The sequence below is a fragment of the Ensifer sp. Root1252 genome (assembly GCF_001425885.1).
GTDB classification, from domain to species: domain Bacteria; phylum Pseudomonadota; class Alphaproteobacteria; order Rhizobiales; family Rhizobiaceae; genus Ensifer; species Ensifer canadensis.
This window is the reverse complement of the sequence record NZ_LMDT01000001.1, coordinates 159,826-183,140: the sequence shown is the minus strand read 5'-3', so window position 1 is coordinate 183,140 and position 23,315 is coordinate 159,826. Positions and strand designations below refer to the sequence as shown.

28 protein-coding genes and 1 pseudogene are annotated in these 23,315 nt (G+C 59.8%); 24 read left to right on the top strand and 5 right to left on the bottom strand.

Annotation, left to right across the window (positions count from 1 at the left end; all coding sequences use genetic code 11):
* Positions 1-103: 103 nt before the first annotated feature.
* On the bottom strand, positions 104-505 hold the full coding sequence (locus tag ASD02_RS00915; RefSeq protein ID WP_113567036.1) for a hypothetical protein: 402 nt from the start codon (positions 503-505) through the stop codon (positions 104-106).
* Positions 506-759: 254 nt separating this feature from the next.
* Here ASD02_RS00915 and ASD02_RS00910 point away from each other — a divergent pair.
* Positions 760-1,898: pseudogene (locus ASD02_RS00910) on the top strand (fumarylacetoacetate hydrolase family protein).
* 110 nt (positions 1,899-2,008) lie between these two features.
* Here the strand turns inward: ASD02_RS00910 and ASD02_RS00905 are convergent.
* Positions 2,009-2,191: a YegP family protein gene (locus ASD02_RS00905; protein WP_025426020.1), complete on the bottom strand. Its 183-nt coding sequence runs from the start codon at positions 2,189-2,191 to the stop codon at positions 2,009-2,011.
* A gap of 189 nt (positions 2,192-2,380) precedes the next feature.
* Between ASD02_RS00905 and ASD02_RS00900 the strand changes: the two genes are divergently transcribed.
* Positions 2,381-3,019 (top strand): class I SAM-dependent methyltransferase, encoded by a 639-nt coding sequence (locus ASD02_RS00900; protein ID WP_057211566.1) that lies wholly within the window; start codon positions 2,381-2,383, stop codon positions 3,017-3,019.
* Positions 3,020-3,228: 209 nt separating this feature from the next.
* On the opposite strand, the gene ASD02_RS00895 is transcribed toward ASD02_RS00900, so the two are convergent.
* From ASD02_RS00895 to ASD02_RS00885, 3 genes are all read right to left on the bottom strand, one after another.
* Entirely contained in the window at positions 3,229-4,068 is an 840-nt protein-coding gene (locus ASD02_RS00895; protein WP_025426022.1) for a hypothetical protein, read from the bottom strand.
* A 300-nt stretch (positions 4,069-4,368) separates the two neighbouring features.
* Positions 4,369-5,574: a site-specific integrase gene (locus tag ASD02_RS00890; RefSeq protein ID WP_057221821.1), complete on the bottom strand. Its 1,206-nt coding sequence runs from the start codon at positions 5,572-5,574 to the stop codon at positions 4,369-4,371.
* The gene (locus ASD02_RS00885; RefSeq protein WP_057221822.1) at positions 5,571-6,119 is read right to left on the bottom strand and encodes an Arc family DNA-binding protein; all 549 of its coding nucleotides are present in this window, start codon (positions 6,117-6,119) and stop codon (positions 5,571-5,573) included. The genes ASD02_RS00890 and ASD02_RS00885 overlap by 4 nt, the downstream gene beginning before the upstream one ends.
* 377 nt (positions 6,120-6,496) lie before the next feature.
* Between ASD02_RS00885 and ASD02_RS36625 the strand changes: the two genes are divergently transcribed.
* The 22 genes from ASD02_RS36625 to ASD02_RS00770 all read left to right on the top strand — a co-directional run bounded on the left by ASD02_RS36625 (position 6,497) and on the right by ASD02_RS00770 (position 23,124).
* Positions 6,497-6,853: a hypothetical protein gene (locus ASD02_RS36625; protein ID WP_347376819.1), complete on the top strand. Its 357-nt coding sequence runs from the start codon at positions 6,497-6,499 to the stop codon at positions 6,851-6,853.
* Positions 6,853-7,047, top strand: coding sequence for a hypothetical protein (locus ASD02_RS00870; protein WP_057247422.1), 195 nt, complete (start codon positions 6,853-6,855; stop codon positions 7,045-7,047). The genes ASD02_RS36625 and ASD02_RS00870 overlap by 1 nt, the downstream gene beginning before the upstream one ends.
* A 217-nt stretch (positions 7,048-7,264) precedes the next feature.
* Positions 7,265-7,846, top strand: a complete 582-nt coding sequence (locus ASD02_RS00865) for a hypothetical protein (protein WP_244494160.1) — start codon at positions 7,265-7,267, stop codon at positions 7,844-7,846.
* On the top strand, positions 7,843-8,130 hold the full coding sequence (locus tag ASD02_RS00860; RefSeq protein WP_057221826.1) for a DUF6074 family protein: 288 nt from the start codon (positions 7,843-7,845) through the stop codon (positions 8,128-8,130). Before ASD02_RS00865 ends, ASD02_RS00860 begins: the two co-directional genes overlap by 4 nt.
* Positions 8,127-8,420, top strand: a complete 294-nt coding sequence (locus tag ASD02_RS00855) for a hypothetical protein (RefSeq protein ID WP_057221827.1) — start codon at positions 8,127-8,129, stop codon at positions 8,418-8,420. Before ASD02_RS00860 ends, ASD02_RS00855 begins: the two co-directional genes overlap by 4 nt.
* Entirely contained in the window at positions 8,413-9,015 is a 603-nt protein-coding gene (locus ASD02_RS00850) for a ribonuclease H (RefSeq protein ID WP_057221828.1), read from the top strand. The genes ASD02_RS00855 and ASD02_RS00850 overlap by 8 nt, the downstream gene beginning before the upstream one ends.
* Before the next feature lie 203 nt (positions 9,016-9,218).
* A complete protein-coding gene (locus ASD02_RS00845) occupies positions 9,219-9,539 on the top strand; it encodes a hypothetical protein (RefSeq protein ID WP_057221829.1) in 321 nt (106 codons plus the stop codon).
* A gap of 279 nt (positions 9,540-9,818) precedes the next feature.
* Positions 9,819-10,622: a hypothetical protein gene (locus ASD02_RS00840; protein WP_057221830.1), complete on the top strand. Its 804-nt coding sequence runs from the start codon at positions 9,819-9,821 to the stop codon at positions 10,620-10,622.
* A 581-nt stretch (positions 10,623-11,203) separates the two neighbouring features.
* On the top strand, positions 11,204-11,593 hold the full coding sequence (locus ASD02_RS00835) for a hypothetical protein (RefSeq protein ID WP_057221831.1): 390 nt from the start codon (positions 11,204-11,206) through the stop codon (positions 11,591-11,593).
* Entirely contained in the window at positions 11,481-12,932 is a 1,452-nt protein-coding gene (locus ASD02_RS00830) for a terminase large subunit (RefSeq protein WP_057221832.1), read from the top strand. Before ASD02_RS00835 ends, ASD02_RS00830 begins: the two co-directional genes overlap by 113 nt.
* A complete protein-coding gene (locus ASD02_RS00825) occupies positions 12,932-14,989 on the top strand; it encodes a hypothetical protein (protein ID WP_057221833.1) in 2,058 nt (685 codons plus the stop codon). Before ASD02_RS00830 ends, ASD02_RS00825 begins: the two co-directional genes overlap by 1 nt.
* Entirely contained in the window at positions 14,986-15,225 is a 240-nt protein-coding gene (locus ASD02_RS00820) for a hypothetical protein (protein ID WP_057221834.1), read from the top strand. The genes ASD02_RS00825 and ASD02_RS00820 overlap by 4 nt, the downstream gene beginning before the upstream one ends.
* 32 nt (positions 15,226-15,257) lie before the next feature.
* The gene (locus ASD02_RS00815) at positions 15,258-16,232 is read left to right on the top strand and encodes a hypothetical protein (RefSeq protein WP_156408350.1); all 975 of its coding nucleotides are present in this window, start codon (positions 15,258-15,260) and stop codon (positions 16,230-16,232) included.
* A gap of 24 nt (positions 16,233-16,256) precedes the next feature.
* Positions 16,257-17,252 carry a DUF5309 domain-containing protein gene (locus ASD02_RS00810; protein ID WP_057221836.1) on the top strand — a complete coding sequence of 332 codons (996 nt, stop codon included), beginning with the start codon at positions 16,257-16,259 and terminating at the stop codon, positions 17,250-17,252.
* 66 nt (positions 17,253-17,318) lie between these two features.
* Entirely contained in the window at positions 17,319-17,522 is a 204-nt protein-coding gene (locus ASD02_RS00805; RefSeq protein WP_225906278.1) for a hypothetical protein, read from the top strand.
* Complete coding sequence (locus ASD02_RS00800) at positions 17,519-17,842, top strand: hypothetical protein (RefSeq protein WP_057221837.1); 324 nt, start codon at positions 17,519-17,521, stop codon at positions 17,840-17,842. The genes ASD02_RS00805 and ASD02_RS00800 overlap by 4 nt, the downstream gene beginning before the upstream one ends.
* A 166-nt stretch (positions 17,843-18,008) precedes the next feature.
* Positions 18,009-18,608 (top strand): hypothetical protein, encoded by a 600-nt coding sequence (locus ASD02_RS00795; RefSeq protein WP_057221838.1) that lies wholly within the window; start codon positions 18,009-18,011, stop codon positions 18,606-18,608.
* The gene (locus ASD02_RS00790; RefSeq protein WP_057221839.1) at positions 18,605-19,207 is read left to right on the top strand and encodes a hypothetical protein; all 603 of its coding nucleotides are present in this window, start codon (positions 18,605-18,607) and stop codon (positions 19,205-19,207) included. Before ASD02_RS00795 ends, ASD02_RS00790 begins: the two co-directional genes overlap by 4 nt.
* The gene (locus tag ASD02_RS00785) at positions 19,204-20,820 is read left to right on the top strand and encodes a hypothetical protein (protein WP_057221840.1); all 1,617 of its coding nucleotides are present in this window, start codon (positions 19,204-19,206) and stop codon (positions 20,818-20,820) included. Before ASD02_RS00790 ends, ASD02_RS00785 begins: the two co-directional genes overlap by 4 nt.
* Entirely contained in the window at positions 20,817-21,266 is a 450-nt protein-coding gene (locus ASD02_RS00780; RefSeq protein WP_057221841.1) for a GNAT family protein, read from the top strand. The genes ASD02_RS00785 and ASD02_RS00780 overlap by 4 nt, the downstream gene beginning before the upstream one ends.
* On the top strand, positions 21,266-22,858 hold the full coding sequence (locus tag ASD02_RS00775; RefSeq protein ID WP_057221842.1) for a tail fiber domain-containing protein: 1,593 nt from the start codon (positions 21,266-21,268) through the stop codon (positions 22,856-22,858). Before ASD02_RS00780 ends, ASD02_RS00775 begins: the two co-directional genes overlap by 1 nt.
* Positions 22,855-23,124: a hypothetical protein gene (locus ASD02_RS00770; protein WP_057221843.1), complete on the top strand. Its 270-nt coding sequence runs from the start codon at positions 22,855-22,857 to the stop codon at positions 23,122-23,124. Before ASD02_RS00775 ends, ASD02_RS00770 begins: the two co-directional genes overlap by 4 nt.
* Positions 23,125-23,315 lie beyond the last annotated feature (191 nt).

Here is a 23,315-nt window from a genome sequence, read left to right as displayed (position 1 = left end):
AATGCGCGCGCTCTTCGGCACAACCACGTCCTGGTGCGATCAACACTCGACCTTTGCCGGAAGAACGCTCTTCCGGCAAAGGCAAGCCATTGCGACAATACCGTTACTGGGCCGGTGCCGGCTGTGTTGTCGTTCCGTTCGTTGCCGGCGGGGTCGTGCCCTGCTGCGGCGTCGTTTCCGGGGCGGTCATCGTTCCGCCGGAAGGTGCGGTGGTCGTATCGGCCGGCGGCGTGGCCGTCGTATCCGTTGCTGGCGGTGTCGCCGTCTGCCCTGATGTCGACTGGTCGGTGGTGGCCGGTGGCGTTGCCGTCTCGGTCGTATCCCGCGTCAGTTCTGCCGGGAGCCAGGCGATCAAAGCGAGCACGAGGCCGGCAAGCAGGATGATGACGAGCGGCCAGCTGCTGCGCCCGGAGCGGACCGGTGCCGGATCTGTCGGCATGGGTGTCGGCTGACCTGTCACCGGGTCGATGAGCGGCTTTTCCTTGAACTCTTCACGTTGATTCATCGCGTTCACATCCTTTCTGGGCGTCCTCCGGCCTACGGGTCTTGCCGGCCGGAACGGCCTCGGCAAAGGCAGAGGACCGGGTTGTGCGGTTGCAAACTAACGTTGCGAACCTCGCATGCTCGACTGGACGCGCTCTGCAACAGGAAACGCGCGAAAACTTGCAATGTTCCATCGGGTACAACCCACCCAAATCGCATGCGCTTTACAGCCCGCTGTTTTCGCTGCAAGAAAATCATCTCTTTGGGGGAGCGATCATGACGCTTGAGGCATACCGAAGCGGAACCTTTGTCGGGCGCGTCTGGCGATCTGATATTGACGGGCCGGCGCTCGTGACCGTCAGGGACGGCGCGATTGTCGACATCACCTCGAAAATGGCGCCCACCATGCGCGATCTGTTGGAGCTTCCCGACCCGGTTGCCCACATCCGTCAGCTCGATGGCGAACGTCTCGCGTCGGTGACCGACGTACTCACGGGGGAGGGCAAGATCTCGACCCTTCGCCTGCTTGCGCCCTGTGACCTCCAGGCCGTGAAGGCCTGTGGCGTCACCTTTGCGCGCTCGATGATCGAACGCGTCATCGAAGAGCGGGCGGCCGGCGATGCCGCCCGCGCCGAGGCGATCCGCACACGCGTCACTGCCGTCATCGGCGACAGCCTGCGAAACCTTAAGGCCGGCTCACCGGAGGCAGCCCGTGTCAAGGCCGCGCTGATCGAGGAGGGCGTCTGGTCGCAATATCTGGAAGTCGGCATCGGTCCGGATGCGGAAGTTTTTACCAAGGCACAGGTGTTGTCATCGGTCGGTTCGGGTGCCGATGTCGGCCTCCACCCGATTTCGCGCTGGAACAATCCGAACCGGAAATCGTGCTGGCCGTTGCCTCTGACGGCGCCGTCAAGGGCGCGGCGCTCGGCAATGACGTCAACCTGCGCGATGTCGAGGGCCGGTCCGCTCTGCTTCTCGGCAAGGCGAAGGACAATAATGCCTCCTGTGCGATCGGCCCGTTCATCCGCCTGTTCGACGAGACCTACACGATCGATCATGTGCGCAGGGCCGAACTCGAGCTGCTGGTCGAAGGCGCCGATGGCTACCGCCTGAAGGGAATGAGCAGCATGGCGGAGATCAGTCGTGACCCGCTCGACCTCGTCGCCCAGACGATCGGGCCACACCATCAATATCCCGATGGGTTGATGCTGTTCATGGGCACGTTGTTTGCCCCGGTCGAAGACCGCGACGAGAAGGGGCAGGGCTTCACCCACAGGATCGGCGATTTGGTGACGATTTCAAATGCTGAACTTGGTAGCCTGACCAACGTGGTGCGCCTGTCGACGGATTGCCCGCCCTGGACGTTCGGCATGGCCGCGCTGATGCGCAATCTCGCCAGCCGTGGTCTGATTTAGCCGCGGCTCATCAGCCGGAAATAAGCGCCCGGATTGCGCGCTAGGCAAGTGCCCGCCTTAAAGGAAAGAGGCCCGCCGATCCTCATCGGCGGGCCTCTCATGGAATTTAGTTAAGCTTGGCTGTTGTCTTCGACAGGCGCGTTCGGTCCGTTCTTCTTGATCGAATCGATGGCGTTCTGAGCGCTTGCCTTGCTCGAATAGCCTTCGGTCGAAAACATCACTTCGCTGTTGTACTTGAAGCGAACCCGATATTCGCCAGCCTTGTCTTTGTAGATCTCGAACTTATGAGCCATGTGCCCTCCCATATGTAATCGTGAATCACGCAGGGACTAGCGTGGCAGTTGCAAGCGGCGTTGACAAGATGTCGGCGGTCTCATTCAAATCTACACGTCCGCTTCACCTGACCTTGATCCTCGTATGGACGATGGAGCAATTTCCCACACAGCGGACCGGCCCCGCACTGGAAAGGCAGAAAACCCACCATGAGCATGGAGACTGACGCCCGCTTCTGGGACCGGAGCGCGCGCAAATACGCCATGGGCAAGATTGCCGATCAAGCCGGATATGAGCGCACGCTGGAGCGAACCCGCGCCCTTTTGAGACCAAGCGACCGGGTGCTGGAAGTGGGTTGCGGGACAGGAACAACGGCGCTCCGGCTTGCGAGCCATGTGCAAAGCTATCTTGGGACGGATATTTCCAAAGGAATGGTAGCGATTGCCGAAGAAAGGTGTGCCGCCGATCCCATCCCGGGGCTAGCCTTCCGGGTCGCAACCGTCGAGGCGCTGACGCCCGAAGAAACACAGTTCGACGTCATCATGGGGTTCAACTATCTGCATCTGGTTCGCGACTTGGCCGGCACGCTGGGCCACATTCACGCCCTGCTGGCGCCGCAGGGTCTGTTCATTTCCAAGACGCCCTGCGTCGGGGATATGAACCCGCTCATTCGGCTTGTCCTGCTGCCCGCGATGCGAGCGCTCGGGCAGGCGCCTTACGCCGGCATCTTCCGGGCGGCTGAATTGGGTCAGATCATCCATGCTGCCGGTTTCGACGTGCTTGCCACGGAAAACCACGCGACCAAGGGCAACGACAGCCGTCCCTATATCGTCGCGCGCAAGAGATGACATGTCGGGCCGCGGCTCCGGCGTTCGTGACGATCTCCACGCCGAACTTTGCGAGCCTGATCTTCGCGGTATGTCTGCCGGCAGACTGCGTCAGCCTTCGACATTCGGGCGCAGCCACGCCGAGGTCTGGGGAGAGCCGGCGCGGTGTTCGGTATGCGATTTGCCGGCACACAGCGACCCGACCGCTATTTGCGAGATAGGTCTCGTGATCAAAACGCTCGGCTGTTGTTGGACCAGACCGGTCCCAGGCGCTCTTCTTCCTTGATGCTGTTCGACCCATAGGAGAACCGGAGGCCACCGAAGATCGTGCTGCTGTCGCCCGACACCGACGAACCGAAACCGGATACCTCCTCGTCGGCGTATTTGTATCCGCCGAACAATGTGACCGGGAAGTATACCGAGCGATAGTTCGCCGTCAGCTTCAGGCTGCGGATGTCGTAGTCGATGCCGCTGTCGGTGATGCGGTCGAGAGCGCCGTCGACATCGAAGCGTACGTTGTCTGTAGCATAGAAGCGAGCGCCGAGCGCGGCCATGTAATGGTCGGCGTCGAAACCCTCCCATCCCGCCTGGCCATAACCGGCCGCACCGTGGATGGTCCATGTGTCCTGGAAATAGGCGCCCTCGATGCCGCCCATATAATCGTTGATGTGGCTGTCGAACCCTGCATCGAGACGCGCCGCCTGCACGAACACACCCGCCGCATAGAGGTTGTCTCGGTAATAACCGTGCAGGGTGCCGTTATAAGTATTCGTGTCGGCGTCCCCGATCGAGGCGCGGGCGTAGCCGAGATCCGTCTGGAGATTGAAGCCGCCGCCTGCATCGAAGTTGACGGCGCCACGCAGCGCCCATGCGTCGGCATCAATGTCGCCGGGAGAATCGACGACGCTTCCGTAGGCGCCTTCGATATATCCCGTTACGCCCAGCGATGCCTGTTCGACCGGCGCTTCATAGTAGTCGGCCGCCCCGACCAATGGCCCATCCATATCGGCGGCCGCTGCGAGCGATGCGCTCGACAAGAGAAAAACAAGAAAACCGTTCGTCCGAAACATCTGCCCACCCCCTGAAAACCCTAGCAAAGAGTAAGCAAACATCGTTAATGCAATCTCAACGCGAATTCCGTTTGCAAGGCATCTGGATGTGAGGGTGTCGAACGCGACCGTGTCTTTCGAAAGGGGCATTCTAGGCATCGGCGCAAGGCGTGCGAAAGTCACGCGTGCCGAGGTGTTTACGCTACTGAATTTGTTTGTGAAAGAGTTTGGCTGGGGAACCTGGATTCGAACCAGGACTAACGGAGTCAGAGTGTTTCACGGCTCGTTGAAACAAAAGAGCTTTCTGTCTACATGTTGCGTCTATGTCGCGTCGATCGCGAACAGTGCGCGTTCCGCAGCCGCCATTTCCGCTCCCTCGTCGAGCGCCGGAAAGAGGTGTCCATAGGTGTCAAACGTGACCTGAATGGAGCTGTGGCCCATGCGGGTCTGGACAGCTTTAGCGGCCAGTTCCAAACCACCATCTGCTTTCCGGTTGATGCACCAACTCGCGTACCAGTGCCGTAAGGCGTGAAAGCCGGAATACTTCGCCGCCAGGATCGGCTTCCCTTCTTTGTCGAATTCCTCTGTGGTGACGGTGACGCCCGCGGCGACCTCGATCGGCCATAGACCACGCTTGAGCATATTCTGGTGGTTCTCGATGTTCCCGGCCGTGTTGGGGAATACAAGACCGGCCTCGCTCTTCGGGCAAGCCAGCTTCCATTCCTTCAGCGTGTTGACGGCGATCGGGGGCAGAGGGACTGTCCGCTGTCCGGCCTCGCTCTTTGGCATCCCGACATCGCCATAGCGGTCGGCCCGCTGCCTGACATGCAGGACGCATTTCTTCAGGTCGACGTCTTCCCATCGGAGCCCGCGGGCCTCGCTGGACCGGATGCCAGTGAAGATCATCGTCACGATCAGAGGGCGATATCGGCCCGTGGCAGCGTCGAGGATTGTCCGGATCTCGGCATTCGTCGGAATGTCCACACCGACCCTCAGCTTCGCCTTGGCGCGCTTCTCTGAGACTTTCGTGCCAGAGCGAGCCTTAGATAACTCATGCACGGCATTGCGCACCACAAGGCCGCGTCCCTGGGCATCTGCGAGAATGCTTCCAAGGCTGACCGTTATGCGCTTTACCATCGCAGCCGATCGACCTTTCTCCCGCAAGTCGTCCTGAAGTGAGCGTACCCACGGCGCCGTCACTTTCGTCAGCTTCACTGCCCCAGCTAGGGGCACGATGTGAAGGTTGAGGTGTTGCCGGCGTTGATCCATCGTCGTGCGCTCCAGTCCAGCCGCATCGCCCGATTTGAGCCAGAGCTTACCGGCCTCTTCGAGAGTGATGGTGGCACTATCAGCGACGTGAACGCCTTCTCTCACCTCGACAGACGCCGTGGCGGCGAACTGATCAGCCTGTTTCTTGAGTTTGAAGGTCTTGAGACGTCGCTTGCCGTTACCGTCCACGTAGTCGACGATCCAGGCCGATTTCTCTACACCTTTTTCGGTGGTCCATTCACGCCTGCGCACGCTCATGAGCTCTTGCCAGTCTCTGGTGGGGAAAACTCGACCATGCGTCTTGCATCCCCTTCGCGAATCCAAACCTTCGGTTTCTCCTCGCCCCGCGCAATTCGATCAAGGCTCATCTGAACTAAGCCGTTAATCAGTCCGTCGATGACTGGGCGAAAGGGAATATCCCATTGCTCGCACATCTTCGAGAGGTCGGCCAAGACCTCCGGCTCAAGCCTCACTATCGGCGACTGGCGATCCTCGGATACTGACTTCCACAGCTCATCGTTCGCAGCCGACAGTCGCCCGATGACCGACAGAAATTTGTTGCTGCGAGTCACATCCCCTGACTTTGAGTGAGCTTGTATGTCACGGAGTAGCGCAAGCGTGTGGTCGATCTCATCGACCAACTCTTCAACGCTTGGTTCCTCGGGGAAGTATTCACGAAGAACGTCCAAGATTTCAGAATTCATCGATCGGCCGCTCTCTTCTGCGGCCCGCTTAATCTGATCGCGCATCCCAGGCGGAAGCCGTAGTGGAAACTGATCTGAGCCTCTGCCAGGCTTACTCATAACTATCCCCCGATTGAATAAATCACGGTAATTTCTTCCCGCCAGACTTGCAATAAAATCACGGTGATTTACATTACGGTGATGTCACTAACAAGAGGCAACACGAAATGTCAGAAACCGCGAAAATCGAGCTTGTATGGGGCGCTGAATCCATCGCCGAGATTATCGGACGAACTCCCCGCGTAACCTTCCATCTTTTGACGACCGGGGCGCTTCCCGCAAAGAAGGTCGGAGGCCGATGGGTCGCGGAGCGGGGAAAGCTCCTGAGCTTCTTCATGGAGCCGGCGGCATGAGCCGAAATAGAAAAGCAGCATGGGTTGAGTTTGGCGACCGCACCCACGCTGCTCGATCAGTCAACATCTACACAGGAGTGCTCATTGACAATTTCAGTAGATAACACCCGGGCCATTGATGTCCAGAACGGCGCAGTTGCAAAGGCCCGTAAACGTCTGTTGCTTCGCGCGAAAATCGTGGAAAACGGCGAAGCTGGTCAACCGATCACGGTTGTGGGCAGAGATGCCTGGTGCTTGAAGGAACTCCTTGCGGCCGGCCAGCGGGGGATCACTTCCCTCCAAAACCCCGCGCCCCGCCTGGGACACTATATTTGGAAACTCCGCCGCTTTGGTTTCGCGATCGAGACGACTCATGAAAACCATGCTGGAGACTATCCAGGCCATCACGCTCGCTACCGACTTCACTCAGAAGTAGTCCTTTCCGAGTCCGAGGTGGCCTGATGGAAAACATCGTCGCTGAAAAGGTGAAGGCCGCTGCAAGGTGGCTCTCCGAACAAACCCCAGTGCCTCCGCACGTCATCAGCATCCTGAAGACGAAATTCGAAATAACCGCTGTGCAAGCCGCCCAAGCTTGCACCATGGCTAACCAATATCGCTCCAACGGAAGGCACTCGGGTGAACAAAACTCCGGCTAAAGGTCAGAAAACACAAGCCCTCTACGCTCTTCTCTGGATGCCGAAGCTGTCGACGGCTGCTAGATCTGTCGGTGGATGGCTCGTATGGCACGCAAACGCCTCTACTGGCAGGTGCGACCCCGGGCAAGCGAGACTGCAGAAAGAGACGGGCTTCTGCCGTAGGACTATCCAGACTGCGGTCAAAGAACTCATGGTTTCAGGCATTGTCTCTAGGAAAATGCGCGAAAATCAGAGCTGCACATACCAGATTCATTGGGAGAGACTGAGCGCTGTGGTCACCGACTATGAAGAGCGGGCCAAAAGCGGTGAAGAAGTCATAACGCCAGATGAACGTCGCAGGGGTGCAGAAAAATGCGCCCCCCTGGCGCAAGAAACTGCGCCTACACTGGCGCAGGAAACTGCACCCAAACTCTCTGAAGAGAACCCTCGGAAGGAACACGTGTTCCGGGTCGGCACCATTTCCGATGAATCGGAAGCTGGTGCGCACACTTATCGCTATCGCTCCGAAGAAGGAAAGCATGGTTCTGGCTTCGATGTGGATGCTTTGGCAAATGCGCTAATCCATCCAGACGACATGATCGCCATCAAAATGCTCGGCGTTCAAGAAGACCACGGCTTCTTGGCCATTCTCGACAGAGAGGTCAGAGCTGGGAGGCTTTTCGGTCGCCAGCTTGCGGACCGTCTATATGACCGTCTCGAAGCCCTTTGCGACAACGACGAGGCGACTCATGGTGATCCGGGAGTTGGCCGCGCGTACCGTCTCTTACAAACCGAGTTCTGCCGTGAGGAAGCTGCATGACGCTGATCATTCCTTTCCCTTCGAGGATGAGGACCGGGCACGCCCGCAAAGTCGCCACGCAATTGGCGAAGGCACGCTCCAACCGAGAAGCCGACCACATTCTGTCTCGGGCGATCCGTTCCTACGTTCTCCAAATGCAGTCAATCGGCATCGTCGATCAGGAGATAAAAAGGCAGCGAATTGAGTTTCTAACGACAATCCACCTCGAATGCCAGACGGTCGGCGCCGGGTGGCTTCCTAATATCTCTTCTCTTGATCTCGGCGAATCCGGAGGTGCCGCATGACGATAGCTGAACGCAAAGCGCGCGAAGCGCATGACCGCGAGAACCCGTGGCGGCCGATGAGTGAGGCCAAGGCGGACGGCCTCATTTGCAACCTGCTCTTCGATGACATGGCGGGTCATCACTCGCCTGAAGTCATGAAGTATTTCCTCGACACGGACGGCTACTGGTACCGCATCGACCCACCGGAGCGAATTTGGCGGAAGCCAATGAACTGGCGGCCTGCGTACGTTAGGATGACGCCGGAGCGTCGATTGATCGTCAAGAAAAGCTGCGGTGACTTGGATGGCTAAGTGGCAGAAGTTCAAAAAGGCGCGGTCATCCGGCAAGCGCTCCTATGAGATAGATCACAGCGCCTTCGCAGCCGGCCTCCATGTCTTCGCAGATGGTGCATGCGAGCCTAACCCCGGGCCTGGTGGCTGGGGGGTGGCTGCATTCAGAGACGGCGTGGAAATCGCGTCCGATCATGGCGGCGAAGCAGACACCACGAACAACCGAATGGAGCTGACGGGGCTCCTGAAGGGCATTGCGGCGGCGAAAGCGCTGGACGGTCCTGTCACCATCTGGTGCGACAGCATGTATTGCGTCAAAGGCACGAACGAGTGGCGCCACGGCTGGAAGAAGAACAGCTGGCAGCGCGGCGGGCCGAACGCAGATCCTAGAAATCGGATCTTGCTAAATGCCGAATTGTGGCAGGCGATTGACGAGGCGCTCCTCGGTGCTGCTCAAATCACCGTCCGCTGGTGTAAAGGCCACGCGGGCATCGCCGGGAACGAGCGCGCGGATGAATTGTCGAATATGGGGATGGCTCTCGCCTGCGAACGCGCCGCGCCAGAAAACGAGCCTGTTGACTATCTGACCGCTGAGTACCGCCAACGTTTGGCTTGAAACCCAGCCCCCAAGTACGCTTAGGAGAAAGGATCCAGCGCTTGAAGCAGACATCATCAGCAAGGAAGTCGCGCATCCCCGGCTTTGAGGGAACGAAGGTAAGCACCGTATCGGTCCGAGTGTCGTCGAACCGCGCGACGAAGCAGAGTGTTCGAGCCTTACCGGGAACGTTCGAATGGCGCTACGGCCGAGGGGGCCCCGGGATGTATCTCTACCATGCTGGATCGCACTATGCGCGGCTCTGGGAGAGGGCCGGAACCGCTTCGGCGTCGTCTCCCAATCTCAATGGAACCACTGGCGCCGGCTGGAAGGGCATTCCCGAAAAGCGTCTCGAAGCAATGGAGGAGTTGAAGGGTGCTGCGTCCGTCCTCGGAGCGCTCGTATCCGCGCGTTTGACTGCCTACTGCGCTCAAGGCCTGACAGCCAAGCAGATCGGCCTGAAGTTCGAGATTAGTGAACGGGATGTGGCACCCGTCTTGGAACAGGATCTGGTCGCATGCGCCAAATGCTTTGGGTACAAGTAATGTTTCGGAGACGAAACGAATTGACTTTCGACGCGAAACCCCGGTAGAGTCTTTGCAACGTCAGAACTGTGACCGGCCGCCGCCAATCCCCGGAAGGCGGATTTCCTATTTGCTTGGTTGGGTAGCTCTTGATCAAAAGTCCGGGTCGAGGCGGACGTAAAGCCAAGCCATGTTACAACCTTTGCGGCATGCTTCTGACGCTCCCTTTACAAGTATGCCGTAGTTTCTCCAAGGATCGACTTCATTTCCGAGTCGAGTCGATTCTTGAGGGAGACGAGCATGCATCAATACCAAGCGGACCGAATGATGAGCTGCACATCGTTCCTCGCTGTCACAATCTCGCTTCGGGCGTACGCCATCCGCCAAGGCGCCAACGTAAAAATGGAATTCGACGGCTATGCGGACGAGATTGACCCGTTGCTCGCCCATCTCGAAGAGATGGGTATGCGGTCGGCGGCTAAATCGCTGATAAGGTTGCGGACTGCGCTAGACGAAACAATCTCTGGCAAGCACGAGCATGACCTACTTAATAGATTTCAAGATTTCAAAGACCGTTTACAGGACGAACTCAGCAGCCACATGATCCTGGCACTCAGCGAGGGTGAACAGCTGCTGTTCAAAGGCGCGGAGGCAGCATTTGGCCCCGATGTAGTCGCGAAGTTTCCGTCGTTAAAGCATGATCTAGATGAAGCAGCGAAATGCTTGGCGCTAGCCCGACCGACGGCGAGCGCGTTTCATTCACTCCGATCCCTCGAAGCCGGCATTCGCGCGATTTCCCGATGCCTCAACATTCCTGACCCAACCAAGGGGGCGGATCGCAATTGGGGCCGAATGCTTCAGAAAGTGAAGCAAGAAATCGAAGCGAGATGGCCGGCCGCGGCAGATCGGTTTGCAGGGGACGGCAAGGTGTTCGAAGAACTGCACGCGGCCTTGGCTGTGATCCAGAACCCATATCGAAACGCAACTGCTCATCTCGACGCCGTGTACGACCAGCATGATGCGACACACCTTATGGAAATGACCAAGGGCCTCTTGCGACGAATCGCCAATCGCATGGACGAAGACGGTCACCCGATAGCGTGACAAACTCGGATGTTGACGGCATCTCGGTTCCCGACGATGACCCATGTAGTCGTGATCGGCTGGGCCACCCGACCGGGCAAGCGCGACCGCCCTACCGCATACACACGGTGAGCAGTCGCGGCATGAACTGCTCTATTGAGCAGGCGTCGTTGTCGACGGCTGTGTGGTGGATGGCTGAGTAGACGGCGCCGTCGTCGTAGGCTCGGTAGTCGACGGGGTCGTAGTCGATGGTGTCGTTGTTGTAGTCGACGGTGCGGTCGTAGTCGGCTCTGTCGTCGACGGTTGAGTGGTAGTGGACGGAGTTGTTGCCGGCTCAGTAGTGGTCGCCGGCGGGGTTGCCGTTTCTGTTGTCGCTTCGTTCTTTGGCATTAGAAGGACAACCAGGACAATGACCACTGCGGCAGCAACGATTGCGATTAGGGCGTTTCGGCTCATGCTTCACTCCTCTTGGATGCATCCGACTCGCGAATTCTACCACGGCATCCAGAACCGGAGATGAACAGGCTATCGGCGCTTAGCCACGGCTCTCGTGTGAGACGGGTGATCGTGCGCCAGGCTCTCCGTGCGAAAGGCAATCTTAGATGACCGATGAGCCCCGAAAGAACGGGAAGAAAACGGGGAAGGGAAACCCGCCCGTTGAGCACCAATTCAAACCCGGCAATCCCGGTCGTCCTAAAGGCGCACGCAACCGCCTTGGGGAGATGTTCATCGAGGACTTGCTCTCAGCCTGGGAGAGTAACGGCGCCGCTGCGATCCACACTGTTATCGAGAAGCGCCCGCAAGACTTCTTGAGGGTGGTCGCCTCGTTGATGCCGAAGGATCTGAATGTCAACGTCAACCAAATCGGCGAGATGACTGATGAGCAGCTTCTCGACCGGATCAGAAAGCTCGACGCCACCATCCAACCTTTCCTCGCTTCTCATGGAGAGGATGGAAATAGCGATGGAGATAGAGCGCCGACAGCGCACTAACCGGCTGCGGTTCTATCGCCCTTACAAAAAGCAAGTCGAATTTCATAAGGCCGGCGCTTCGTATCGCGAACGCCTGTTTATGGCAGGTAACCAGCTCGGCAAAACGCTATCCGGCGCGGCCGAAGCGGCGATGCATCTGACGGGGCAATATCCGGACTGGTGGCCGGGCCGGCGATGGGATGAACCCATTACCATGCTTGCCGGGTCGGAATCATACGAACTCACCCGCGACGGCGTGCAGCGCCTTCTGATCGGTCCACCTCTGAACGAAGAGGATTGGGGCACTGGCTATATTCCGAAAGCCGCAATTCTGGACACAACGCGCCGTGCTGGCGTGTCTGGCACGCTCGATAGCGTCACGGTCCGGCATGCATCGGGCGGCGCGTCAACGCTGCTGCTCAAAGGTTACGACCAGGGCCGCAGCAAGTGGCAGGCCAACACCGTTGATTTCGTCTGGTTCGACGAAGAGCCGCCCGAGGACGTCTATCTAGAGGGCATCACGCGCACCAACGCGACCGGCGGCTCAGTTGCCGTCACGTTTACGCCCCTGAAGGGCATGAGCACGGTCGTTGCGAGGTTCATCATGCCAGGTGACGATGAGGGCGCCAAATACCGCACCGTCATCACCATGACGATCGACGACGCGGAACACTACAGCCCGGAGGAACGGGCACGTATCATCGCCAGCTACCCGGCGCACGAACGCGAGGCCCGCACGAAGGGTGTTCCGTCGCTCGGATCGGGTCGCATCTTCCCGATTGCGGAAGAGAGCATCGTCGTCGATCCGTTCGAAATCCCGAAGCATTGGGTGCAGATCGGTGGCCTCGATTTCGGTTGGGATCACCCGTTCGGCGCGGCGTGCCTGGCTTGGGACCGGGACGCTGACGTCATCTATCTGACGAAGGAATATCGCGAGCGGGAAGCAACGCCACTCATTCACTCCGGGGCATTGAAGCCTTGGGGCGCCTGGCTGCCGTGGGCTTGGCCTCACGATGGCTTGCAGCATGACAAGGGGAGCGGCGAGCAGCTGGCGGCACAGTATCGAGGGCAGGGCCTCACGATGCTGCCGGAGCGCGCCACTTTCGATGATGGCACCAACGGCGTGGAGGCCGGTCTCTCGGACATGCTGCAGCGGATGCAGACGGGGCGCTTGAAGGTGTTCAGGACCTGCCCGCTCTGGCTGGAAGAGTTCCGGCTCTACCACCGCAAGGACGGCAAGGTCGTGAAAGAGCGTGACGACGTGATTTCAGCGTCTCGATACGCACTGATGATGAAGCGGTTTGCCAAGGTCAAGGCTGATGCAACCGCCTGGAAGTTCCAAGATCGGAAGGTTGTCTAATGCCGGCATTGTCGACGCAGCAGCTTGCTGCCCAGGTCTCACAGCTGGTCAAAGACTGCGAGAGTTTTCGCGATCAGCTGTCGAAAGACCGCATGACGGCCATGGAGTACTACGACGGCACCATGAAAGACGTGCCGACGGATGCGAACCGGTCGAAGGTGGTTTCGCGCGATGTCCGGTCGTCGATCAAAAAGGTGCTGCCCTCGCTCATCCGCACGATCCTCGGCAACGACAAGGTCGTCGAGTATGAGCCGGTCAACCAGGGCGACGAAGCCAGCGCAGAGCAGGCGACCGACTATATCAACTACATCGTCTTTCCGGAAAGCGCTGGATACGACGCGGTTCAGGATGCAGCACACGACGCGTTGAAGCTGCGCAATGGTGTCATTCGCTGGTGGTACGAGAAGAAGCGTAGCGTTGCGGTTTCGAGCCATACCGGGCTCGACGAGGCGTCGATGGTCCAGCTCGTGGCCGGGGACGATGTGGAGGTGCTGGAGCAAGCCCAGTCTGTCGACACGATCGACACGCCGGAAGGGCCGGCACAGGTGCCCGTCTTCGACCTGAAAATCAGGCGCACAATCGAGAAGGGATGCACTCGACTTGCGGCGGTTCCGTTGGAAGAGTTCCTGATCCACCCGGACGCGATGTCGATCGAGGACAGCCTCTGTACCGGTATCAACATGCGGATGCGCCGTTCCGACCTCGTTGCGATGGGCTACGATAGGGCCAAAATCGACGGTCTGGCTGAAGCGACCAGTGACGACGACAAGGAAGCGGAAGAGTTCACCCGTCGTCGTGACGTGGTCGACAGTAAGGACCAGATCGACAAGGCCTCTCAGGAGGTCGAATACTACGAGCTGTATGTCCGCATCGACGCCGACGACGACGGTATCGCCGAGTTGCGCCGCCTGGTGTTCGCGGGCGGTACTGCTGAGAAGAACCTTCTCGAAAATGAGGAGTGGGACGAAGCGCCATTCGCGGATCTCATCACCGAACGCCGGCCGCATCAGCGCGAGGGCAATTCGATCACCGACGACATGGCGGAAATCCAGCGCATCAAGACGGTGTTGCTGCGCCAGACGCTCGACAACCTCTATTGGCAGAACAACCAGCAGCCGATTGTCCAGGAAGGTGTGATCGAAAACCCGGAATCGGTCCTGAACCCGAAGTTCGGCCAGCCGATCCGGGTGAGCCAGGGGACCGACGTCCGCGGCGCCGTCGGCTACAACACGGTTCCCTTCGTCGCTGGCCAGTCTTTCAGCATGCTTGGGTATCTCAACCAGGAAGCAATCGACCGCACCGGAATTTCCGACGCATCGAGCGGCATGGCGCCGGATGCGCTGCAGAACATGACTGCCAAGGCCTCGGCGATGATCGAGGCCGCTGGCATCGGCCAGACCGAGCTTATGGTCCGCACGTTCGCGCAGGGCCTGAAGCGGGTGTTTCAGGGGCTGTTGCGCCTGGTCATCAAGCACCAGGACAAGCCGCGTGCGGTTCGACTGCGTGACCAGTGGGTCACCTTCGATCCTCGCCACTGGAATGCCGACATGGACGCCACCGTCAACACCGGCCTTGGCGCCGGTACGCGTGAGCGCGACATGATGATGGTGCAGATGATCCAGCAGTTGCAGGAGAAGCTGCTCGCAACGCTCGGACCGGTCAACAACCCGTATGTTTCGCCCGACAATCTCTATAACTCGATCGCGAAGACGGTCGAGGCGGCCGGCCTGAAGTCGCCTGACCTCTATTTCACCAAACCGGACCCCGCCCAGCTTGAAAAGCGCATGGCGGACGATGCTGCCAAGCCTGATCCTGAAATGCAGAAAGCCCAGATGCAGGCGCAAGCCGACGTGCAGAAGGCGCAGCTGCAAGCCGAGACCGATCGGCAGAAGCTCGCGGCCCAAACGCAGGTCGATATGGCCAGGATCAAGGCCGATAGCGAGTTGAAGAAATACCAGATCGATCAGGAAATCGCGCTGAAGCGGCAACAGAACGCCGCGCAGCTATTGACGAGCCAGACCGTCACCTCGACGCAAATCGGAGGCATGGCAGGATGAAGCCCGCAGAGAAGCAGGCCGCGGCGCGTGCGATGCTCGATAATCCGCTCTTCCATTTGATCATGGATGATCTGGAGGCATCGGCGATCAACGGTTGCATCAACGCATCGGTCACCGACGACGAGACCCGCGGCGCCTATGCGGCCGAAGCGCGGGCCATCAGGAAATTCCGCAGCAAGCTCAAGTTTCTCGCCGAGGAACAAGCCACTGCTGACGGCAAAGGCGCCCCGGCATAGGGCCCGGGCCAAACCTCAAAAGGCAGGACATCATGAACGAGAGCGTCAACCCGGCCTTCGCCGGGAACGAAACCGTTGCACCCTCGACCGACATCGACAACCCGGACAATCTGAACTTCTGGGAGCCAGGCGACGACAAGAAGCCGGCCAACTCGGAACAAGGCACGGAAGGGATCAAAGGCGAGACGGCTGAGACCATCGTGGATGGTCAAGAGGCCGGCGAGACCGCAGACAATGCCGAAGGCGACGAGCTAGCCAATGCCGAGAATGGCGAGGCAGCCAACGAAGCTGACAACCAGATCATCACCCTGAAGGGTGGCGACCAGGTGCCGTTGTCCGAGCTGAAGCTCGGGTACCTGCGGGAGCGCGACTATCGCTATAAAACTCAGGATGTCGCCAATAAGGGCCGCACTCTTGAGGGAATGACAACCCGCGTGACCAACACGGTCAAGGGTATCGCTTCCTATCTGGCAGAGCGCTTGCCGCCTGAGCCGCCGCGTCAGTTGGCGTTTCAGAACCCCGTCGAATACACGCGCCAGAAGGCGATGTACGACGAGGGTTTGGCAAACATCAACCAGATCATCGAACTTGCGAACGACTCCACCTCGGTTGCCGGCGAGCTTACTTCGTCGATGAGCGAGGAGACGCTTCAAGCCGAAAGCGAGCGACTGGCGCAGGCATTCCCGCAGACGATGCAGGAGGAGGGACGCACAGCGTTCTTCAATCAGGCATTCGATGCGGCGCGTGAGCTTGGTTTCTCCGACGCGGAACTGAAGGGCATCGTCGATCATCGTCTTTTCGGGCTGGCCTATTACGCCCGGATCGGGATGAAGGCAGAAGAGGCGAAGGGCAAGGCGCTGCAAAAGGTGACCGCAGCCCCTCCCGCCACTCCGAAGGCACGGCCGAACGGTGGGGCCAGCCAGCAAGTTCGTTCGAGCAAGGATGCGATGCAGCGGTTGTCGAAAACCGGGTCGATGCGCGACGCAATGGCGATCGACTTCGACTAAACCTCTCATCGAAGGAAAACGACCATGGCCGCTTTGGCTAACACGTTCACCACCAACCAAGCCGTCGGCAACCGCGAAGAGCTGTCCGACGTCGTTTCCCGCATCACGCCGGAAGATACCCCGATCTATTCACTGATCGAAAAGGGCTCGACGAAATCGGTTCACCCCGAATGGGAAACCGACGAGCTCGCCGCGCCGGCCGCGAACATCAAGACTGAAGGTGACGAATACACCTTCGGTGCCATCTCTCCGCCTGACCGTCTGGGCAACTACACCCAGATCCTGCGCAAGGACTGGATCATCTCGGCCACCCAGGAAGTCGTTTCCGAGGCGGGCAATGTCCAGAAGCGCAAGTACCAGAAGCTGAAGAAGGGCGTCGAGCTCCGCAAGGATGTCGAATTCGCCATCGTTGACACCAATGCTTCCGTCGGCGGTGCGACACGCGAACTCGGTTCGCTGTCGACCTGGATCGAGACCAACGTCTCGCGCGGTGCAACCGGTGCCAACGGCGGCTTTGACACTCCGACCGGTCTGACTGTGGCGCCGACGAACGGCACGCAGCGCGCGTTCACCAAGACAATCCTGGACAGCGTCATGCAGCAGGGTTTCCAGAACGGGGCGAACTTCCGTCACGTCTCTGCATCGCCCTACGTGAAAAGCGTGTTCGTCACGTTCATGTCGGACAGCAACGTGGCACCGTTCCGCTATGCCGTCTCCAAGGGCGGCGAGCGCAACACCATCGTTGCCTCGGCCGACTACTACGAAGGCCCGTTCGGCAGGGTGATGATCCACCCGAACCGCGTCCAGGCCGGCAGCGCTGGCCTTGCTCGCAACGCCTTCTTCATCGATCCGGAAATGCTGTCCTTCCTCTGGCTCCGCAAGATCCAGGAAGACAAGGACGTCGCAAAGACGGGCGATGCTGACAAGGGCGTCCTGATCGGTGAGGGCACGCTGAAGGTTCACAACGAGAAGGGCCTCGGCGTTGCCGCCGATCTCTTCGGCCTGACCGCCGCGAGCTAATCGCGTCAGTCTCATCATTGGCAGTGAAAGGGCGGGCTTCGGCTCGCCTTTTCCGTTTCAGGAGCAATGGAAATGACCGATCAGACAAAGCCGGCCGAGGCCGCAAAAGAGAAGAAAATCCCCGTCAAGCTGCTGCGCGACGTCTGGACCGACGAGGGCGAACGCCTGGTGGCCGGTGCCGAGACCGAGCTTCCGCTCACCTTCGCGAAAAAGCTCATCGATGAGCACAAGGCGAAGCGCAACGATCCGCTCCCGGGCGAATCCAAATGATCATTCGTGACGGGAGCTGGACGCTCTACGAACACGACATGATGACGGGCCGCTCGGTCTGGCATTATTTCGACGGGGAGAAAGACGTGTTCCGCGTCGACTACCCCGTCGACAATCTCATCAGCGAGAACCAGGACGTCCGCAACAGCGCCGAGAAGGCATGGCGCGGCGACTGGCACCGGGTCGCCTCGATCCCGCTGAACATCGCCCACGATAGCGGCCTCGTGCAGGCCCACAGTGAGGGTGACGACCGCTTTGTGAAGCGCTTCCTCAACAACTCCGACAATCGCGCCTGGCGGACCAAGGAAGGACATCTATGAGCGTCGAGTATGATCGCATCAGATCGCAGGTGAAGGCCATCGAGGCAACTCGGCCCAGTGCCGAGGACGCCCCTGAGGTTCACCGGGAAGCGAACGAGCGAATTACCCGCCTCATTGACCATTCCCGCATGTTCACTGCTGCCGATCGCGCGCGGAAGGTTCCCCTATGACCATCTCGGACTATGCGTCGTTGCTTGTCGATGCTGGCGAGTATTCCGGCCGCAATGACATTGCGCATCTCTTCCCGCGCTTTCTTGGCCTGGCAGAGCTGAAGCTCAACCGGGGCCTTCGCATCGCTGAAATGGAAGTCGTCGGCACGGTGTCGATCGTCAACGGCGAAGGGCCGGTGCCGCCCGATTTTCTAGAGGCGCGTGAGGTGAAGACGGCGGCCGGCCATCCGATCCGCGCCGTTGCCCTGCAGCAGCTGACGGACAGTTTTGGCGCCCGCAGCGGCATTCCGTCCGGATATGCGGTCGTCGGCGGCAACATTCGCGTGCGGCCCGTCTGCGATCAGGATTTGACCGTCACCTATTACGGCAAGATCCCGGCGCTGACGTCAGCAAACCCAACGAACTGGCTGCTCGACAAGGCGGCGGACGTCTACCTGTATTCGCTGGTTGAGGAAATCGCGATCTGGGAGCGTGACGTTGGCAAGGTAGGCGCTGCCCAACAGCTCAAGATGCTGGCTCTGTCCGGTCTGAAAATCGGCGACGAGCGGTCGCGCTGGGGCAATGCGCAGGTTGTTGTTGGAGGGCCGACGCCATGACCTTGCTCTCTGCCATCAATCAGGTCTGCGATGTCGTTTCCCTTGATCAGTTCGACAGCATCTATGGTTCGAACGATCCGAACGCGCGCACGATGGTTGCGCTCGCCCAGGAGGCAGGCGACGAAATTGCGCGCCGGGCCGACTGGCAGCAGTTGCTGAAGGAACGAGTCGCCCTGAGCTCGCCTGAGCCGTTGCCGGAGGACTACGAGCGTTTGACGCCTGGTGGCGCCGTGCGCAGTGCGGCCGGTGCATTCTACCGGCCCATCACCAACAGCTCACAATGGGCCGTAATCGTCGGCGTGGTATCCGCGCAGCCGTATTTCTTCATCAAGGGCAACCAGATCCTGTTTTCGCCGGCTGCTACCGGTGTGGGCTCGGTCATCGAATACGTGTCGAAGTTCTGGGTGCTGCATGATCCAGATGGCCCAGGCGACACGCTTGAAGCCGACGACGACACCACGCTCTTCCCGGAGCGGTTGCTCGTGAAGGGCATCCTGTGGCGATGGAAGCGGCAGAAAGGCCTGCCATTCGACGACAATCTTGCCGAGTTCGAGGCCGACCTCCTGCAGGAAATCAACGCCGATCGGGGTGCATCATGAAGATGGCGGTGAGGCCGGCCCGAGTGGGTCAAAGCAATCGCGGCTCGGTGAGTGTCGGCCAGATGCAGTCATCGCAGCCGGTGACGTTCCCTGCGCCGCGCGACGGCCTTGTTACGGCGACGGATATGGCGTCGCAAAAGCCGGGATCGGCAATCGTGCTGCGCAATTTCTTCCCGACGCTGGTCGGATGCAAGATCCGTGGAGGCTCGCAGAAACGGGCCTTGGCTGCCGACGGCGGCGATATCAAGAGCGCCTTCAAATACAAGTACGGCGTCAATGAGAAGCTGTTCGTCGCGACAGACACGGCAATCTACAATGTGAGCTCGCCGGCAGCGCCACCAACCACGACCGCGGCGGACGTTTCAGGGCTCGCGGGCGGTGACTGGTGCACTTTCCAGCATACCAACGCAGGCGTCTCGAACCTGATTTGCCTCAATGGCGCGAACGATCGGCGGATCTACAACGGTACGAGCTGGACGACGTCACCGGCCATCACCTTCGTCGACGGCACGACCATGCCGCAGCTCAATTATGGCTGGCTCTTCAAGAACCGGCAGTTCTTCCTGAAGAACGCAACGCTTGATGCCTACTATTTGCCCGTCAATGCGATGGGTGGCGCGGCTGTCGTCTTTCCGCTCGGCGGGGTGATGAAACGCGGCGGTTCGTTGCTGACTGGCTTTTCCTGGTCGCTTGAGAGCGGCGACGGCCTGTCGGACATGTGCGTGTTTGTCTCGACGGAGGGTGAGGTTGCCGTTTATGCCGGCTCGGATCCGAGTGACGCCAACAACTTCGCGCTGAAGGGCGTCTATCAACTCGGCAAGCCCCTCGGAAAGAATGCATGGATCAGGGCAGGAGCCGATATCCTCATTGCCACGAGCGATGGTCTCACCCCAATCTCCCAGGTGTTTCAGCGTGATCGGCAGGCCCTCAGCCTCGTTTCTGTCTCGCGGCCGATCGAGGACGATTGGAAGCGGGCGGCCAACGCGACGGGCGGAGGCTGGACGCTGAAGCAGTGGCCGGAGCAAAACCTCGTCTTCGTGGCCTTCCCGGAAAACACCGTCGTCACCGACACCACGTTCGTCTTGAACGTCCTGACCGGTCGATGGTCGACCATCACCAACTGGCAAGCGTTCTGCTACGAAACCTTGCAAGGCGGGCTCTTCTTCGGCTCGTTCGATGGATATGTCTGGCAGGGCGATACCAGCGGTACCGACGACGGCCTGACATTCAGCGCCACCTATCTCTCGCAGTTTGCCCCAGCAGGTCAGTTCGGGCAGCGCGCGACCGGGACCATGGCGCACATGTATTTTCGTGGGAAATCACGGCCGAAAGTGCGGTTGTTCGCAAGGGCTGACTTCGACAAGACCACTCCGAACTTTAACAGCGTGACCGAGGGCAATACGACCTCGTCCGAATGGGATGTTGGCCTCTGGGATGTCGCGGTGTGGGACGGCGTGTCGGAGTTGATGCGCTACGACTTCCGCCAGAACGTCAGGGCGACCGGCGACATGCTTGCCGTCGGGTGCGTCATCACCTCGGGCGGTGCCGTCCGGCTTGATATCGAAGTTGACCTTGCCACGCTGCAGGTCTCGGTTGGCGAGGCCAGCGCATGAACCACGTTTGGGGCGGTCCTCGGGCACCGCAAGTCAATGAGGGGCTTGCTCGATTTGTCGCAGCGCGGCTCGGTGCCGAACGTGGCTTTGGCCCATGCGCAACGCTCGGTGCGATCGACGGTGAAACCCTCATTGCCGCAGTAGTCTTCCATAACTGGCAGCCGGAGGAAGGCGTAATCGAAATGTCCGCCGCTTCGGACAGCAAGCGCTGGCTCACCCGCCCGATGATCAATGCCATGTTCAACTTCTGCTTCGAGGAATGCGGCTGTCAGCTTGTCGTTCTTCGCGTGTCCGAGCGCAATTTCGGAATGCTCGATATCGCCCGACACTTTGGGTTCTCCGAGACTCGCATAGATCGCCTGCGCGGCCGCGATGAGGCGGAAATCATCTTCACCTTCACCGATGACGCATGGAACGCTCATCGCGCAAACAAGAGGAGGGCCTAATGGGCAAGAAGGGTCCGAAGGCGCCAGATCCGAAGGAAACTGCGTCCGCACAGACGTCGACGAACATCGGCACGGCGATCGCCAACGGCTATCTCGGCAACGTCAACCAGGTCACGCCCGACGGCAACCTGACCTATTCGCAGAGCGGCACCAACAAGTGGACGGACCCGATGAGCGGCGCCGTCTACGATCTGCCGACGTGGACGGCCACACAGACGCTGTCGCCTGGGCAGCAGGCCATCAAGACGCAGAACGACGCGGCAGAACTCAATCTGTCGAAGCTCGCGAATTCACAGTCGGGACGCTTGCAGGATCTGCTTGGCAAGCCGTTCAATCTGAGCGGCGCGCCGGCTGCGGGCGACCCCTCCAAGGTCGGGCTGCCGCAGTATGCGCAGTATGGATCGGGTCCGAACCTGCAAACCAGCCTCGGCAATGCCGGCAACGTTCAGGGCACGATTGCGAACGCAGGTAACATCCAGAAGGGTGTCGCCGACGCCGGCACGATCCAGACGTCGTTGGGGAATGCAGGCGACATCACCAAGACGTACGACTACAGCGCCGACACCTCCCGCTATGAAAATGCGCTGATGGAGCGGATGAACCCGCAGCTGGCGCAGAGCCGATCCGCGCTTGAAACGCAGCTGGCGAACCAAGGTCTGCAACCCGGTTCCGAGGCCTATAACCGTGCGGTAGATTCTGCGACGCGGCAGGAGAATGACGCTCGCTTTGGCGCGATCCTCAATGCCGGTCAGGAACAATCTCGTCTCGCCGGCCTCGCGCGTGATCAAGCCGGCTTCCAGAACAGCGCGCAGCAGCAGGCCTATAACCAGATGCTGTCGAGTGGCCAGTTCGCAAACACCGCACAGCAGCAGCAGTATGGGCAGAACGCGAACAACATGCAGCTCGGCAATGCTGCCCAGCAGCAGCAGTTTGGCCAGAACCAGGCACAGCAGCAGGCGAACAACACCGCCCAGCAACAGAAGTTCGAGCAGGGCTTGGCCTCGGCAACGTTCGGGAACTCCGCCAATCAGCAGATGTACCAGAACAGCCAGTCCCAGACCGCGGCGAACAACGCGCTCAAAGACCAGACGTTCAATGCCCAGCAGGCGCAGCTTGCTGCTCAGAACCAGGCGCGTGCGCAGTATCTCAACGAGCAATACGCGCTGCGCAACCAGCCGATCAACGAAATCGTCAGCCTCATGTCGGGTGCTCAAGTGAACAACCCGAATTTCGTTCCGACGCAAGGTCAGAGCATCCCGAACATCGACTATGCCGGCATGGTCCAGCAGGACTATGCGAACAAGGTCGGCGCCTACAATCAGAAACAGGCGGGCATCGGCTCGATCCTTGGCGGTCTCGCCGGCTTCGCAGCTCTATCGGATGAGCGCGCCAAGAAGGACAAGAAGCTCATCGGCGGGCTCTATGAGTACCGCTACAAGGGCGAGGGCAAGAACGCTCCGAAGCGCGTCGGCGTGATGGCGCAGGAAGTCGAGAAGGTGCGTCCGGAAGCCGTGTCCAAGGGCGCCGACGGTTTCCGCCGCGTCGATTACGGCATGCTGTTCTCCACCCCGGCTAGAAAGAAGAGCGCATGAACCCGTTTGCTCTCTACGCCGGCCTGCAGAAGCCCGACACCACTCAGAACCGCCAGAAGCTCGCCGAGCAACTGCAAGCGAAGATCATGGGACAACCGATGCCCCAGAACATGGCCGAGGGCGCCGGCGCGCTCATGAGCGGCGTTGCTGCTGGAATGGCGAAGCGAAATGCGGCGTTTCCGGTGGCGCCAGGAGGCGCGCAGCCGTCGGCGCTGACCGGCCTCGCCAACTTCTTCACGATGGGCCGTAATGGAGGGCTCTACTAATGGTCGGATTTCTGTTTGGCGGTGATACCGGCGAGACCGCGCAGTCGCTCGCTCGCAGGCGGCAGGTGATCGAAGCCCTTTCGCAGCAGATCATGGGCGCGCAGCCGAAGACGGCCGCAGAAGGGATCGGCGCGTTGCTGAAGGGCGCAGCTGTTGGTTTTGGCAAGTATCGCGCCGACAAGGCAGAGAAA

Coding starts and splice junctions, on each gene's coding strand:
- ASD02_RS00915 (WP_113567036.1), bottom strand. CDS start 505: ATGAATCAACGTGAAGAGTTCAAGGAAAAGCCGCTCATCGACCCGGTG.
- ASD02_RS00905 (WP_025426020.1), bottom strand. CDS start 2,191: ATGGCTCATAAGTTCGAGATCTACAAAGACAAGGCTGGCGAATATCGG.
- ASD02_RS00900 (WP_057211566.1), top strand. CDS start 2,381: ATGAGCATGGAGACTGACGCCCGCTTCTGGGACCGGAGCGCGCGCAAA.
- ASD02_RS00895 (WP_025426022.1), bottom strand. CDS start 4,068: ATGTTTCGGACGAACGGTTTTCTTGTTTTTCTCTTGTCGAGCGCATCG.
- ASD02_RS00890 (WP_057221821.1), bottom strand. CDS start 5,574: ATGAGCGTGCGCAGGCGTGAATGGACCACCGAAAAAGGTGTAGAGAAA.
- ASD02_RS00885 (WP_057221822.1), bottom strand. CDS start 6,119: ATGAGTAAGCCTGGCAGAGGCTCAGATCAGTTTCCACTACGGCTTCCG.
- ASD02_RS00870 (WP_057247422.1), top strand. CDS start 6,853: ATGGAAAACATCGTCGCTGAAAAGGTGAAGGCCGCTGCAAGGTGGCTC.
- ASD02_RS00865 (WP_244494160.1), top strand. CDS start 7,265: ATGCGCGAAAATCAGAGCTGCACATACCAGATTCATTGGGAGAGACTG.
- ASD02_RS00860 (WP_057221826.1), top strand. CDS start 7,843: ATGACGCTGATCATTCCTTTCCCTTCGAGGATGAGGACCGGGCACGCC.
- ASD02_RS00855 (WP_057221827.1), top strand. CDS start 8,127: ATGACGATAGCTGAACGCAAAGCGCGCGAAGCGCATGACCGCGAGAAC.
- ASD02_RS00850 (WP_057221828.1), top strand. CDS start 8,413: ATGGCTAAGTGGCAGAAGTTCAAAAAGGCGCGGTCATCCGGCAAGCGC.
- ASD02_RS00845 (WP_057221829.1), top strand. CDS start 9,219: ATGTATCTCTACCATGCTGGATCGCACTATGCGCGGCTCTGGGAGAGG.
- ASD02_RS00840 (WP_057221830.1), top strand. CDS start 9,819: ATGCATCAATACCAAGCGGACCGAATGATGAGCTGCACATCGTTCCTC.
- ASD02_RS00835 (WP_057221831.1), top strand. CDS start 11,204: ATGACCGATGAGCCCCGAAAGAACGGGAAGAAAACGGGGAAGGGAAAC.
- ASD02_RS00830 (WP_057221832.1), top strand. CDS start 11,481: ATGAGCAGCTTCTCGACCGGATCAGAAAGCTCGACGCCACCATCCAAC.
- ASD02_RS00825 (WP_057221833.1), top strand. CDS start 12,932: ATGCCGGCATTGTCGACGCAGCAGCTTGCTGCCCAGGTCTCACAGCTG.
- ASD02_RS00820 (WP_057221834.1), top strand. CDS start 14,986: ATGAAGCCCGCAGAGAAGCAGGCCGCGGCGCGTGCGATGCTCGATAAT.
- ASD02_RS00815 (WP_156408350.1), top strand. CDS start 15,258: ATGAACGAGAGCGTCAACCCGGCCTTCGCCGGGAACGAAACCGTTGCA.
- ASD02_RS00810 (WP_057221836.1), top strand. CDS start 16,257: ATGGCCGCTTTGGCTAACACGTTCACCACCAACCAAGCCGTCGGCAAC.
- ASD02_RS00805 (WP_225906278.1), top strand. CDS start 17,319: ATGGAAATGACCGATCAGACAAAGCCGGCCGAGGCCGCAAAAGAGAAG.
- ASD02_RS00800 (WP_057221837.1), top strand. CDS start 17,519: ATGATCATTCGTGACGGGAGCTGGACGCTCTACGAACACGACATGATG.
- ASD02_RS00795 (WP_057221838.1), top strand. CDS start 18,009: ATGACCATCTCGGACTATGCGTCGTTGCTTGTCGATGCTGGCGAGTAT.
- ASD02_RS00790 (WP_057221839.1), top strand. CDS start 18,605: ATGACCTTGCTCTCTGCCATCAATCAGGTCTGCGATGTCGTTTCCCTT.
- ASD02_RS00785 (WP_057221840.1), top strand. CDS start 19,204: ATGAAGATGGCGGTGAGGCCGGCCCGAGTGGGTCAAAGCAATCGCGGC.
- ASD02_RS00780 (WP_057221841.1), top strand. CDS start 20,817: ATGAACCACGTTTGGGGCGGTCCTCGGGCACCGCAAGTCAATGAGGGG.
- ASD02_RS00775 (WP_057221842.1), top strand. CDS start 21,266: ATGGGCAAGAAGGGTCCGAAGGCGCCAGATCCGAAGGAAACTGCGTCC.
- ASD02_RS00770 (WP_057221843.1), top strand. CDS start 22,855: ATGAACCCGTTTGCTCTCTACGCCGGCCTGCAGAAGCCCGACACCACT.